This is a genomic window from Streptomyces sp. NPDC049837, assembly GCF_040674455.1.
GTDB lineage: Bacteria > Actinomycetota > Actinomycetes > Streptomycetales > Streptomycetaceae > Streptomyces.
Window position 1 is genome coordinate 643,323 of sequence record NZ_JBFAMP010000004.1, and the last position, 12,456, is coordinate 655,778.

Here is a 12,456-nt window from a genome sequence, read left to right on the forward strand (position 1 = left end):
GGGCATGAGAAGGTCCCGAGCGGACGAGTTCATGGAGTTCGCGACGGGCCGCACCGGGCATCTTTTCCGCTCCGCCTGCCTGCTGACCAGTGGCGACACCCACCTCGCCGAGGACCTGGTGCAGGAGACGCTGGGACGGATGTACGCGCTGTGGGGCCGGATGGCGCGCGTCGACAGCCCGGCGGCCTACGCCCAGACCGTCCTCGTCCGCACCTATCTCACCCAGCGGCGACGGCGCTCCTCGGGCGAGCGGCCGCTGGCCGAGCTTCCCGAGACCGCCACCGGCCGGGGCGACGACCCGGACCTGCGGCTGGCGCTCCTCGACGCCCTGGCGCGGCTGGCCCCGAAGGACCGGGCGGTCGTGGTGCTGCGGTACTGGGAGGACCGCAGCGTGGAGGAGACCGCCGCGGCCATGAACGTCAGCGCCGCCGCCGTACGCACCCGCTCCACCAGGGCGCTGGCACGGCTCCGCGAACAGCTCGGCGGCACCCTCGCCGAGCTCGTCACCGCGCACTGAACGGCCTGCTGCCCCTCACCCCTGCGACCCGAACGTCATACGACCCACGAACGGTGGTTCCCCCATGCCCTTTGAGGACGACGTCTCCGAGGCGATGCGCCGCGCCGGCGAAACCTTCACCACGGACCACCGCGCGATCGTGGAAGGCGGACTGCGGCGGGGCCGTGCCCGGGTGATGCGGCGCCGCGTGGGCGCGGCCGCGGGCGCCGTGATGGCGCTGACCGGTTCGGCGGTGTACGGGGGGTGGCTGCTCGGCACGTCCTCCGCCCGGGAAGTGGCCAACGACACCGGTCCGTCCCCGAGCGTGACCCGGCCGGAGACGCGGGACCCGAAGTGGGAGGACCCCGACTGGCACATCCGGGTCTCCGCCGACCAGATGGTGCAGATCCTGCAGCGGGCGCTGCCCCAGGGCAAGATGACCCAGCAGCGTGCCGACAGCAACCTCGGCAACCCGTTCCAGGCGGCGAACGCCTCGCTCGTGTACGACGACGGATTCGGCGAGGCCATGGTCGAGGTGTCGTTCAAGCGGGCCGACCCCGAGGACCCGGCCACGCGCAAACTGGTCACCTGTCCGAAGAACCTCACCCCGCCCCTCACGAAGTGCGACGACAGGCCGTGGCCCGGGGGCTCGGCCACCTTCCTGAGCGAGGACAAGGGCCTGACGAAGTCCAGGACGGTGGGCCTGTCCGACGAGGGCTACCTCATTGAGCTGACCGCCTACAACGGTGTGCCCAAGGACGGCCGGGTCACGCGGGCGCAGCCTCCGTTCACCGAGATGCAGACGAACAACCTCATGGTCCTCATGAGGATGTCGATGACGAAGTACGGCATCCCGAACCCGGATGTGTTCACCCGCAACCTGCGCGTCGAAGGAAGCGATGCCGTGGCGGAACGGCTGCGGCGCCTGTCGCCGAAGGGGCTGTCGCCGCGCGGCGGCGGCGGCGAGGGGGCCACCGGCTACATGACCGCGTACGACGTCAGGAACAAGACCCTGAGCTACCTCCAGGCCACCCTGACCCCGAAGGGCGCCCGGGGTGACGGGGAGCCGCGGTGGAGCGAGACGCTCCCGGACGGCACGAAGATCGCCACGTCGGAGCGGCCCGCGAAGGGCAAGGGCGTCACGGAATGGCGGGTCGACGCGCTACGGCCGAACGGCCTGCGCGTCACCATCACCTCGTACAACGCGGAGTACCCGCACAAGGACGCCAACCGGACGACACCGCCCGCCACCCTGGAGCAGCTCAAGGCGGTGGCCGTCCACGACTCCTGGCTGACGCTCAAGTAGGCGGGGCGGCAAGGTCACTTGGCGTCGGAGTAGCGCTCGACCGTCGCCGTCGTGAAGGGGAACCGCACCGGGGTGTCCCCGAAGGCGATCCGCCCGGCCGTGTCGCCGGCCGTGCGGATCGCTTCGGCGACCGCCGGGGCCTCCTCGGCGGGGCAGTGCACGATCACCTCGTCGTGCTGGAAGAACACCAGCTCCGCCCGCATCCCGGCCAGCGCCCGCCGCAGCGCGGCCAGCATCAGCAGCGCCCAGTCGGCGGCGCTGCCCTGTACGACGAAGTTCCGGGTGAACCGGCCCCGCGCGCGGGCGTTCACCGAGGCGTACCCCGGGGTGAACTCGCCGTCCGACAGCGGCTCTTCCGCGCCCTCCTGGGGGATGCCCGCCTCGTCCGCCTCCGCCGCGCCCGCCGCGCGCGGGCTGGTGCGGCCCAGCCAGGTGCGCACCAGGCGGCCCTCCTCGCCCGCCTTGGCCGCGTCGTCCACATACGCCACCGCCCGGGGGAACCGGCGCCGCAGGGCCGCCAGGTTCTTCAGGCCGTCCCCGCTGGTCTGCCCGTAGACGGCGCCGAGCAGCGCGAGCTTCGCGTGCTCCCGGTCGCCGGAGAACGCCCGGTCGGACAGGCGCGTGTACAGGTCGTCCTCGTGGCCCGCGACCTCCATCAGGCCCGGGTCCCTGGAGATCGCCGCCAGCACCCGGGGCTCCATCTGGTCCGCGTCCGCGACGACGAGCCGCCAGCCGTCGTCGGCGACGACCGCCCGCCGGATGACCTTCGGGATCTGGAGGGCGCCGCCGCCATTGGTGGTCCAGCGTCCGCTGACCGTGCCGCCCGGCAGGTACTCCGGCCGGAAGCGCCCGTCCCGCACCCAGTCCTGGAGCCAGCTCCAGCCGTGCGCCGTCCAGATCCGGTACAGCTTCTTGTACGCGATGAGCGGCTCGACGGCCGGGTGGTCGATCTCCGCGAGCTCCCAGCGGCGCGTCGAGCGCACCACGATCCCCGCCTGCGCGAACGCCTTCACCACGTCCGCCGGCAGGTCGGGGCGGACCCGGCGCCCGAACGCCGCCGACACCTCGTCCGCCAGCTCCGCCAGCCGCCGCGGCGCGCCCCCGCCCGCGTACCGCTCGCCCAGCAGCTCGTGCAGCACCGCCCGGTGGACGTCCGCGCGCCACGGCAGTCCGGCCCGGGTCATCTCGGCGGCCACCAGCATCCCCGCCGACTCGGCCGCGGTCAGCAGCCGCATGCGGCCGGGGTGCTCGGTGGCCGCGTGTCTTCGGTGCTGGTCCGCGTACACCTCCAGCAGGCCCTCGAAGGGCACGTCCTGGCCGGTCGGCGGCTCGAACAGCGGTGACTGCGCGCCCGGCTCGGCCGCCCTGAGCGGCGGATCGGACGGCACCGGACGGTCGTGCAGCCGCGCCCAGGCCGCCGCGGCCGAGCGGGGCTCGCCGAGGCGCCCCTCGTGCCCGAGCAGCAACTGCTCGGCGACCTCCATGTCGTAGCACCGCTCGACCCGGACCCCGGCCGCCAGGAGCCGGGGATGGACCGCTCCGGTGGACCGCCACACCCACCGGCCGACGCCCGGCCGCGACCGTACCGCCTCGACGAGGTCCGGCTCGGTCAGCACCGGGCCGGCGGGCAGCCCGTCCGGACCGAGGGGGACCAGCCGCGCCCCGCCACCCTCGGTGCCGTCCACCACCCAGCGTTCGCTCACGGGTGCGAGTCTGGCACCCGGCACTGACAATCGGCGCACGGCACGGCACGGCGCGCTCACCGGGCCGTGCGGACGGCGGCCGGCAGCGCCGAGGCGACCGCCACCAGGGCGCAGCCTCCCAGGACGGCGCCCACCGTGCCCCACGGGACCGTGATCGTCACCGGGGCGGACAGGGACGCCAGGGCGGCGGCGAGCCCGGCGAGGCTGACCGCCGCCACGGCCGCGCCGAGGACCGCGCCGACCGCGACCGCGAGCAGCGTCTCGCCCGCCACGACCGCCAGGGCCTGGGGGCGCGTCGCGCCGGCCAGCCGGAGCGAGCGCAGCTCCCCGCCGCGTACCGACGTGGCCATCACCAGCGTGTTGGCGAGGGCTATCGCGGTGTAGAGGAGGGCGATGCCCAGCACGACGAGAAGACCGAGCCGGGTCTGCGGGCCGGTTCGGGGCGCCGCCCAGGCGTCGGCGGTGCTCACCGTGCCGCCCGTGGCGCGGAGCGCGGCGGGGCCGGTGCCGGGCGGGAGCCGTGCGTCGATGCGGTCGACGGTCGCCGCGCGGGCGTTGGCGGCCGTGACGTAGGGGCCGTTGTCGCCCGTGCCGGTCGCGAGGACCGCCGCGACGCGCAGCGACGCCTGCCGGCCGTCGCCCAGCCAGACCTGGATGCGGTCGCCGACCGTCCGTTCGCCGGACTCGCTGTTCGCGATCTCCTGGCTGATGACGATCGAACCGTCGTCGAGGTCTTTCACCTCGCCCGCGACGACGGGCAGGCGGGCGAGGTCCGCGAAGGCGGCCGGGTCGGTGACCGCCCGGGCCTCGTACCGGACGACGGCCGTCTCCCCGTCCCGGACGAAGACGCCGGTCGACGCGGTGGGGGAGAGCGTGGCGCCGGGGACCCGGACGGGCTTGAGTCCCTCGCCCGTCACCACGTGGTCCGCCGCCGTCTGCCGCCGGGCCTCGGCCGCCTTGGCGGCGGTGACCGTCGCGGCCGAGCCGAGCAGTGACCCGGCCAGCGCGACGGTGACCAGGACGGGCGCGGCGACGGCGGCGGTACGGCGCAGCGCGGCGGCGGTGTTCGCCCGGACGAGCATTCCGGTGGCGCCGGGCAGCGGGAGGGCGCGTGCGACGGGGCGGACGAGCAGCGGGGCGAGCAGGGCCACGCCGGTGATGAGGAGCATCGGCTGGGTCGTGTACGTCTTGCGCTTGAGCAGGTCCGACGGGTCGGCGAACAGCGTCCAGGCCAGCAGGGCGGCGCCCGTGAGCAGCAGTGCGGCGCCCGGCAGGCGGCGACCCGGGGGCAGGACGCCACTGTCGACGTCGGCCTCGCGCAGCGCCTCCACCGGGCCGGTGCGCCCCGCCCGCCGGGCGGCCGCCCAGGCGCCGGTGACGGCCACGGCCAGACCGGTCCAGAAGGCGACGTGGTAGGGCCAGGCGGCGTCCCGGATGGTGAACCACTCGGGCGCGATCCCGCCCTCGACCAGGACGCGGGCCAGCTCCGGCGCGCCCCACGACCCGAGCGCGCAGCCCGCCGCGGAGGCGGCGACCCCGACGAGGGCCGCCTCGGTGAGCAGTGCCCGCCGCACCTGCCCGGGTGTGGCCCCGGCCGTGCGCAGCAGCCCGAACTCGCGCCGGCGCAGCGCCACCGCGAACGCGAACGTCGAGGCGACGACGAAGACCGACACGAAGGCGGTGACCCCGCCGGCCGTGCCCAGCAGGGCGTTCACCGTCACCAGGGCCTCGGCGTCCCGCTCCGGCTCCGGGTCGGCCTGCCGCCGATCGTCCCCGGTGAGGACACGGCCCCGGTCGCCGACGACCCGGCGTACGGCGTCGGGATCGGCGTCCACGCCGACGGCGTCCGGGCGGCCGTCGGTCGCCACCGGCCCGAGTGCCCGCAGTTCGGCGAGCAGCCGCGCGTCCACAGGGTGTGGATGGAACAGCTCGTGCGACACGCCCCCGACCGTGAGCGTGTCCGTGCCGATCACCACCACCGGTGAGGCCGCGAACCGCTCGGGCGCCCGCTCCGGTGCGTCGAGCGTCGAGGCGAGGCCCAGGCCCATGGTCGCCAGCAGCCCCACGCCGAGCGCGAGCGCGACGCAACTGCCGAGGAAGGCCGTCCAGCGGCCGCGCAGGCCGCTCAGCGCGAGGCTCAGCACGCGGCACGCTCCGGGGACCCGAGACACTCCGGGGACTCCAGGCGGGCCATCCGGCCCGCGACCGCCTCGGCGGTGGGCGCCGTCAGCTCCCCGCTCACCCGCCCGTCCACCAGGAAGACCACGCGGTCGGCGCAGGACGCGGCCACCGGGTCGTGCGTGACCATGATGATCGTCTGGCCCTCGCGGTCCACCAGCTCCCGCAGCATCCGCAGCACGTCACGGCTCGTCGTGGTGTCCAGCGCCCCGGTCGGCTCGTCACCGAACAGCACGGCGGGCCGGGTGATCAGCGCCCGCGCGATCGCCACCCTCTGCTGCTGCCCGCCGGACAGCTCACCGGGCCGGTGCCGAGCCCGGTCGGCCAGCCCCACGCGCGCGAGGGCGGCCCGCACCTCGGCCCGCGACGGGCGGCGCCCGGCCAGCCGCAGCGGCAGGGCCACGTTCTGCGCGGCGGTCAGCGACGGCAGCAGGTTGAACGCCTGGAACACGAACCCGATCCGGTCGCGCCGCAGCAGCGTCAGCCGCCGCTCGCTCAGCCCGCCCAGGTCCGTCCCGGCCACCTCGACGCGCCCGCTCGTCGGCCGGTCGAGCCCCGCCGCACACTGGAGCAGCGTCGACTTGCCGGACCCGGACGGCCCCATGACGGCGGTGAGCGACCCGGCACGGAAGTCCAGGTCCACCCCGTCGAGGGCGGTGACGTCGCGGTAGGTGCGGCGAAGGGCGGTGAGCCGTACGGCGGTTGTGGTCATGCCTCAAGCGAACCGCTTTCACGGCCCGTGATCACGACCGCTGGCAGGTGTCTTCGAGGTAGGGCCGGCCCTACCCCCCCCTGCGACCATGGAGGCCTGGAAGCGCCGGATGCGGCGTACGCGCGAGGAGGCAGGGACCATGGCAGCGGGGCACACGGGGGCGAGCAGCGTCGAGCGGGCGTTCGCCGCCGCGCTGTACGCCGAGGACGACGCCGCGCTCGACACCGGCGCCTCGCTGCTGGCCGCCGACCCGGGCGCGGACGCGGAACTGGCGCGGCGGGGCGAGGAGTTCGTACGCCGGGCGTGGCAGCGCGGCTGGCAGCCGGCCGATGTCGTCCGGCTCGTACGTCGTGACCTGGACGAACACCATGTGCGGCTGGTGTCGGGGCTGATCGCGGCGGAGACGAGCGCGTACGAGTGGCTGCCGCCCCGGTGGGCCGCGCAGCTCGCCGAGCTGCCGGGCGGCGACCGGCGGGCGGACCGCTTCTCGTACGCCACCGCCGTGCTGGAGCTGTACCGGCTGCTCGCCCGGCTCCCCGCGATCGAGCCGGTCGGCCCCGTACCCGGCGCGTCGCCGCTCCACGCCGCGCCCGTGCACGGCGAGCCGCGCATGCTGGCCCGGATCCGGGCGCTGCTGGCCAAGGCGGAGGCGACCGGGTACCCGGAGGAGGCCGAGGCGCTCACCGCGAAGGCCCAGGAGCTGATGGCGCGCCACAGCCTGGACGAGGCCGCGCTCGCGGCGCGTACGCACAGCGCGGAGGAGCCCGGCGCGGTACGGATCGGTGTCGACGCGCCCTACGAGACGGCCAAGGCGATCCTGCTGGACGCGGTCGCGTCGGCGAACCGCTGCCGGGCGGTGTGGAACGAGGCGTTCGGCTTCTCGACCGTCGTCGGCTTCGAGCCGGACCTGGAGGTCGTCGAGCTGCTGTACACCTCGCTGCTCGTCCAGGGGACGGGCGCGATGACGAAGGCGGAGGCGGAGCAGCGGAAGGGGGGACGCAAGCGCACGAAGACGTTCCGCCAGTCGTTCCTGCTGGCGTACGCGCACCGGCTCGGCGACCGGCTTTCGTCCGCCTCCCGCCGGGTGACCGCCGAGGAGCCGACGCTGCTGCCGGTCCTCGTGGCGCGGGACGTGGCGGTCACGGCCCGGGCGGACCGGATGTTCCCCGAGACGACGACCACCAGGGTGCGGGGCGCCACCGACGAGGCCGGCTGGCACCACGGCACGGCGGCGGCGGACCGGGCGCGCACGGACCACGGGCGGACGGACGGACACGGGCAGGGGCGGCTCCCCAAGTAGGGCAAACCAGTCGATAACCCCTACCCTCAACCCCATGAGCTGGCTCCGAGCGCTGAAGGCCACCGCCCGCTCGGGGCTGACGGTCGAGCGGCGGCGCCTGGAGCCGCTCGTCGCGCTGCGCGGGGCCGTCGGGCTGGCGCTCGTGGTCGGGGTGAGCCTCCAGCTCTTCGGGGCCGGGGTCGCGGTGAGCTCCGCGTTCGGCGCCTTCCAGGCGGCCATCGCCACCTTCCAGCGGAGCTGGCGCCCGCGCCCCACCCTCGCGCTCGCCTCCGGGACCAGCCTCGCGGTGTCGACGTTCCTGGGGTACCTGACGGGCGCGCACCTCGCGCTCTTCCTCGCCCTGCTCGCGCTGTGGACCTTCCTGGCCGGGCTCGCCTGGGCGACCGGGCCCACCACCGGCATCATCGCCTCCTCCAACGTGGCGATCATGCTGGTCACCGTCACCCTGCCCACCTCCGTCGCGGACGCCGCCGGGCACGCGGCGATGATCGCCGTCGGAGGGCTCGTCCAGGCCGCGCTCATCGTCCTGGTCCCCATCCGCCGCTGGGGCGCCCAGCGTGACGCGCTCGCCGACGCGCTGGCCGCCGAGGCCGACTACGCCCGCCGCCTCCGCCACGACCCGTACGCCCCGTTCGACCCCGTACCGCTGATGACCGCGCGCAGCGCCGCCGCCGTCACGCCCCGCCAGGCCCGCCGCCGCCCGCCCGAACTGCACGGCGCGCGTGGGCTCGCCGAGCGCATCCGCCCGGTCCTCGCCTCGCTCGCCGACCCGGCCGTCGGCGTCCCGGGCGAGGGCCCGCAGCGCGACCGGGTGCGCGAACTGCTGGGCGCCGCGGGCTCCGTACTCGACACCGCCGCCCAGGCCGTCCGCCACGGCCGCCCCGCCACCATCCCGCCCGCCGCCCTGGCCGCGCTGCGCACCCCCGACACGGGCGCCGTCCTGACCGGCCCCGCCCGCCGCGCGGCGACCCGGCTCGCGGCCCTCCTGGAGGACGTCGTCGAGACGGCGACGCCCACCGACCGGGCCGACGTGGGCGAGCTGCGGGAACGCCCGACCCTCTGGAAGCTCCTCCCCGTCGCCGCCCGTACCGTCCGGGCCGAACTGCGCCCCGCCTCACCCGTCTTCCGGCACGCCGTCCGTGTCAGCGCGGTCGCCACGGGCGGGTACGCCATCGGCACGGCCCTGCCCCTCGGGCACGGCTACTGGGCGCCGATGGCCGCCGTCATGGCCATGCGCCCCGACTTCACCCAGACCTACTCCCGCTGCGTGGCCCGCTTCTGCGGCACGCTGCTGGGCGTCGCGCTCGCCACGGGCGTGGTGCAGGCGGCGCACCCCGGCGGGTACACGTCGGCCGCGCTGGCGGTGGTGTGCGCCTTCGGGATGTACCTGCTGATGCGCACGGGGTACGCGGTCGCGCAGGTCTGCGTGTCGGCGTACGTCGTGTTCCTGCTGGGCATGGGCGGTACGGAGTGGACCCAGACGGTCCCGGAGCGGGTCGTGCTGACCCTGCTGGGCGGTGTCCTCGCGATGGCGGCGTACGCGGTGTACCCGGCCTGGGAGACGCCACGGCTGCGCACCCGGCTGGCCGACTGGCTGGCGGCGGACGGGCGGTACGCGGCCTGTGTGGTGGCCCACTACGCGGACCCGGCGGCGCGCGGCACGGGCGCCGTGCGGCAGGCGCTGCTGGCCACCCGGGACGCGCGCGTGGCGTGGCAGGAGGCCGTCGAACGGGCCGCCCACGAACCGGTCCGGCACCGTGGCCTGTCGCGCGCCGCGGCCGCCGACGCGGGTGACGCCCTGGTGCGGCTCGGCCGGGTCGCCATGCTGATGGAGGCTCACCTCCCGGACCGCGACGCGGCCCCGCTCCCGGCCGCCGCCGGTCTCGCGGAGGCGCTGCGCGACGCCACGGAGCAGGGCGCCAAGGCCGTGCGTGAACGCCGGGTCCCGCGCTGGGACGAGGTGCGTGACGCCGTCGCCCGGTGGGACGCCGGTACGGTCCCCGATCCGGTCGTACGCAATGGCGCGCGGCTTCTGCTGGAGGCCCTGGACGCGTTGTCGGACGCCCTGGAGGAACGGCCTTCCGGGGCCTAGGGGGTGTCCGCCCTGGTGAGTGTGTCCTTGGCGCCGCCGGACCAGGTGATGACGAGCTGGTCCTTGCCGGCCGTCGCCGAGCCCTCCGTACGGGCGGTGTATCCGTCGTCGCAGGCCAGGGTGAGCGTCACCGGGTCAGCGCCCCGGGCGGTGCCCTGGCAGATGTGGCCCTCGGCCAGCACCAGGGCGTGCCCCTTGCCGACGGTCAGGCTGACGGGCTTGCCGTCCGTGAGCCCCACCCACGACCCCTCCAGCGCGCCGGAAGTGACGGGCGAGGCGGTCGGGGACGGGGTGGGGCTGCTGACGGGTCTGCCGCCGGAGCCGTGGTCGTCGCCGCCCCGCTGGTCGCGGCCGCCGCCGCAGCCGGCCAGTGAGAGTGAGGTGGTTATCGCCACCGCCGCGACGACCCCGGTACGTACGAGCCTGTGCGCGTTCACGCCACGTCTCCCCAACGTCGGTGCCGGAAACGCGCGCCAAGCTACCAGTCGGTAGTTTCTGGCTACCAGGACGACTTGGTGACCCCGGGCAGGAACCCGGCGTGCGCCTGCTGGCGCACGTTCACCCGGGAGAGCCCGAACTTGCGGAGGTGGCCACGGGGGCGGCCGTCCACGCTGTCGCGGTTGCGTACCCGGGTCGCGCTGGCGTCGCGGGGCTGGCGGCGCAGCTCCGCCTGGGCGGCGAGCCGCTCGGCCTCGGGGGTGCCGGGCCGGCGGATGACCGCCTTCAGCTCGGCGCGGCGGGCCGCGTACCGCTCGACGACCTCCTTGCGCCGCTCATTGCGCGCGATCTTGCTCTTCTTGGCCATCAGACCTTCACTCCCCGGGCGCGGATCCGGGCCACGGCGGCCTCGATACCGATGGTGTCGACGGTCTTGATGCCCTTGGTGGAAAGGGTGAGCCGGACGTACCGGCCCTCGCTCGGCAGCCAGTAGCGCTTGCGCTGGATGTTGGGGTCGAAGCGCCGGGACGTACGCCGGTGCGAGTGCGAGATGCGGTTGCCGAATCCCGGCTGGGCGCCGGTGAGCTGGCAGTGGGCTGACAAGGGTGACCTACCTCTCTGAATGCTGTCTTGGTAATGGAAACCATTTCCACTTACTCTAACCCCATGGCCCGCAACGAACTCCGACCGGTCATCAAGCTCCGGTCCACCGCCGGCACCGGCTACACCTACGTGACCCGCAAGAACCGCCGTAACAACCCCGACCGCATGACGCTGCGCAAGTACGACCCGGTCGTCGGACGCCACGTCGACTTCCGAGAGGAGCGCTGAGGCACGCGATGAAGCCCGGAATCCACCCCACGTACGAGCCCGTCGTCTTCCGTGACAAGGCGGGCGGCTTCGCCTTCCTGACCCGCTCCACCGCGACCAGCGACAAGACGGTCGAGTGGGAGGACGGCAACACCTACCCCGTCATCGACGTCGAGATCTCGTCCGCGAGCCACCCCTTCTACACGGGCCAGGCGCGCGTGCTGGACACGGCCGGACGCGTGGAGAAGTTCCAGAAGCGGTACGGGTCCCAGGCCCCGCGCGAGGCCCGCTGATGCTGTCCGTCGCCCTCGTCGGCGGGCTGCACTCCGACGCCCGCGCGGCCGCCGTGGAGCGGCTGCTCGCCACCGTGCCCGGCAGCGTGGCGCTCCATCACGACCTGTCGACGGCCCCCGAGGGGACGGTCGTGCGGACGGTACGCGACGCGACAGGCGTCCTGTCGACGGACGAGACGCCGCTGGTCAACGACTGCGCGTGCTGCGCGCTGCGCGAGGACCTGGTGCCCGAGCTGGAGCGGCTCGCCGACGCCGGGCTGACGCGGCTCGCGGTCGTCGAGCTGTGGGACTCGGTCGAGCCGAAGGCGATGGCCGAGGTGGTCGCGGCGGCCGGGCTGACGGTCAGCTCCGTGATCACGGCCGTCGACCCGGCGCTGCTGCTGCCGTACCTGGGCAACGGCGACGACCTGATGGAGGCCGGCCTCGCCGCGGCCGCCACCGACCAGCGCACGGTCGCCGACACCTGGGCGCGCCAGTTGGAGTACGCGCCCGTGCTCGCCGTCCTGGACAGCCCCGACGCCGACGACGAGGACCGGGCGCTGCTCGCCCAGCTCCACCCGACGGCCCGGCAGGTGCCGGTGCCGGACGGCGACCTGGCCGCCGCCGCGCTGGCCGGGTTCGACGTCGAGGCGGCGGCGGCCGCGCAGCACCCGGCGTGTGCGCTGCTGCCGCAGGAGGCGGACGCGCACGGCGTCGCCACGTACGTGTGGCACCGGCGCCGTCCGTTCCACCCGGAGCGGCTGTACGCGGCGCTGGAGGACCTGTGCTGTGCGGCCGCGCGCAGCCGGGGCCGTTTCTGGCTGGCCGACCGGCCCGACACCCTGCTGGCGTGGGACGCGGCGGGCGGCGCCCTGTGCGTCGAGCCGGCCGGGCCGTGGCTCGCCTCGCTGCCGGACGCCGCCTGGGAGATGGTCCCGCCCATGCGCCGGGCGGCGGCCGCGCTGGACTGGGACCCCGAGCACGGGGACCGCTGCCAGCACCTGGTCTTCACCTCGCCCGGACTGGACCGCGAGGGGCTCGCCGAGCTCCTCGACTCCTGCCTGCTCACCGACGCGGAGTACGCCGCCGGCCGCGAGGCCTGGAAGCGGCTCCCACCCGCCTTCGACGCCCTCCTGGAGGTCTGACCCC

The 12,456-nt window shown here is 75.2% G+C and carries 13 protein-coding genes; 7 read left to right on the plus strand and 6 right to left on the minus strand.

Features of this window, described 5'->3' with window-relative positions:
- Positions 1–4 precede the first annotated feature (4 nt).
- On the plus strand, positions 5–517 hold the full coding sequence (locus tag AB0J57_RS14450; protein ID WP_366128411.1) for a SigE family RNA polymerase sigma factor: 513 nt from the start codon (positions 5–7) through the stop codon (positions 515–517).
- Positions 518–581: 64 nt separating this feature from the next.
- The gene (locus AB0J57_RS14455) at positions 582–1,802 is read left to right on the plus strand and encodes a hypothetical protein (protein WP_366128412.1); all 1,221 of its coding nucleotides are present in this window, start codon (positions 582–584) and stop codon (positions 1,800–1,802) included.
- Between the two features lie 14 nt (positions 1,803–1,816).
- On the opposite strand, the gene AB0J57_RS14460 is transcribed toward AB0J57_RS14455, so the two are convergent.
- Genes AB0J57_RS14460 through AB0J57_RS14470 form a run of 3 tightly spaced genes read right to left on the minus strand, consistent with a single transcriptional unit; the run spans position 1,817 to position 6,395 of the window.
- Positions 1,817–3,505 (minus strand): bifunctional 3'-5' exonuclease/DNA polymerase, encoded by a 1,689-nt coding sequence (locus AB0J57_RS14460; protein ID WP_366128413.1) that lies wholly within the window; start codon positions 3,503–3,505, stop codon positions 1,817–1,819.
- A 56-nt stretch (positions 3,506–3,561) separates the two neighbouring features.
- Entirely contained in the window at positions 3,562–5,649 is a 2,088-nt protein-coding gene (locus tag AB0J57_RS14465; protein WP_366128414.1) for an ABC transporter permease, read from the minus strand.
- Entirely contained in the window at positions 5,643–6,395 is a 753-nt protein-coding gene (locus tag AB0J57_RS14470; RefSeq protein WP_366128415.1) for an ABC transporter ATP-binding protein, read from the minus strand. The genes AB0J57_RS14465 and AB0J57_RS14470 overlap by 7 nt, the downstream gene beginning before the upstream one ends.
- 139 nt (positions 6,396–6,534) lie before the next feature.
- On the opposite strand from AB0J57_RS14470, the gene AB0J57_RS14475 reads away from it, so the two are divergent.
- Together AB0J57_RS14475 and AB0J57_RS14480 are read left to right on the plus strand one after the other, a co-directional pair.
- A complete protein-coding gene (locus AB0J57_RS14475) occupies positions 6,535–7,695 on the plus strand; it encodes a DUF2786 domain-containing protein (protein WP_366128416.1) in 1,161 nt (386 codons plus the stop codon).
- A gap of 34 nt (positions 7,696–7,729) precedes the next feature.
- Positions 7,730–9,787: an FUSC family protein gene (locus AB0J57_RS14480; RefSeq protein WP_366128417.1), complete on the plus strand. Its 2,058-nt coding sequence runs from the start codon at positions 7,730–7,732 to the stop codon at positions 9,785–9,787.
- On the opposite strand, the gene AB0J57_RS14485 is transcribed toward AB0J57_RS14480, so the two are convergent.
- The 3 genes from AB0J57_RS14485 to rpmB form a co-directional block, all read right to left on the minus strand.
- Positions 9,784–10,224, minus strand: a complete 441-nt coding sequence (locus AB0J57_RS14485; RefSeq protein WP_366128419.1) for a hypothetical protein — start codon at positions 10,222–10,224, stop codon at positions 9,784–9,786. The genes AB0J57_RS14480 and AB0J57_RS14485 overlap by 4 nt on opposite strands.
- A 62-nt stretch (positions 10,225–10,286) precedes the next feature.
- On the minus strand, positions 10,287–10,592 hold the full coding sequence (gene rpsN / locus AB0J57_RS14490; RefSeq protein ID WP_126888379.1) for a 30S ribosomal protein S14: 306 nt from the start codon (positions 10,590–10,592) through the stop codon (positions 10,287–10,289).
- Positions 10,592–10,828, minus strand: a complete 237-nt coding sequence (gene rpmB / locus AB0J57_RS14495; RefSeq protein ID WP_344356933.1) for a 50S ribosomal protein L28 — start codon at positions 10,826–10,828, stop codon at positions 10,592–10,594. Before rpmB ends, rpsN begins: the two co-directional genes overlap by 1 nt.
- 63 nt (positions 10,829–10,891) lie before the next feature.
- Between rpmB and rpmG the strand changes: the two genes are divergently transcribed.
- The 3 genes from rpmG to AB0J57_RS14510 are packed head-to-tail and all read left to right on the plus strand — an operon-like array spanning position 10,892 to position 12,452.
- Positions 10,892–11,056: a 50S ribosomal protein L33 gene (gene rpmG, locus AB0J57_RS14500; protein ID WP_290113321.1), complete on the plus strand. Its 165-nt coding sequence runs from the start codon at positions 10,892–10,894 to the stop codon at positions 11,054–11,056.
- 8 nt (positions 11,057–11,064) lie between these two features.
- Entirely contained in the window at positions 11,065–11,328 is a 264-nt protein-coding gene (locus AB0J57_RS14505; RefSeq protein ID WP_366128420.1) for a type B 50S ribosomal protein L31, read from the plus strand.
- Positions 11,328–12,452 carry a GTP-binding protein gene (locus AB0J57_RS14510; protein ID WP_366128421.1) on the plus strand — a complete coding sequence of 375 codons (1,125 nt, stop codon included), beginning with the start codon at positions 11,328–11,330 and terminating at the stop codon, positions 12,450–12,452. Before AB0J57_RS14505 ends, AB0J57_RS14510 begins: the two co-directional genes overlap by 1 nt.
- Positions 12,453–12,456 lie beyond the last annotated feature (4 nt).

What these genes read in the sequence shown, in the direction of transcription:
- rpmG (WP_290113321.1), top strand. Translation starts at nt 10,892, where the DNA reads ATGGCCCGCAACGAACTCCGACCGGTCATCAAGCTCCGGTCCACCGCC.
- AB0J57_RS14455 (WP_366128412.1), top strand. Translation starts at nt 582, where the DNA reads ATGCCCTTTGAGGACGACGTCTCCGAGGCGATGCGCCGCGCCGGCGAA.
- AB0J57_RS14470 (WP_366128415.1), bottom strand. Translation starts at nt 6,395, where the DNA reads ATGACCACAACCGCCGTACGGCTCACCGCCCTTCGCCGCACCTACCGC.
- AB0J57_RS14505 (WP_366128420.1), top strand. Translation starts at nt 11,065, where the DNA reads ATGAAGCCCGGAATCCACCCCACGTACGAGCCCGTCGTCTTCCGTGAC.
- AB0J57_RS14510 (WP_366128421.1), top strand. Translation starts at nt 11,328, where the DNA reads ATGCTGTCCGTCGCCCTCGTCGGCGGGCTGCACTCCGACGCCCGCGCG.
- AB0J57_RS14475 (WP_366128416.1), top strand. Translation starts at nt 6,535, where the DNA reads ATGGCAGCGGGGCACACGGGGGCGAGCAGCGTCGAGCGGGCGTTCGCC.
- rpsN (WP_126888379.1), bottom strand. Translation starts at nt 10,592, where the DNA reads ATGGCCAAGAAGAGCAAGATCGCGCGCAATGAGCGGCGCAAGGAGGTC.
- AB0J57_RS14480 (WP_366128417.1), top strand. Translation starts at nt 7,730, where the DNA reads ATGAGCTGGCTCCGAGCGCTGAAGGCCACCGCCCGCTCGGGGCTGACG.
- AB0J57_RS14450 (WP_366128411.1), top strand. Translation starts at nt 5, where the DNA reads ATGAGAAGGTCCCGAGCGGACGAGTTCATGGAGTTCGCGACGGGCCGC.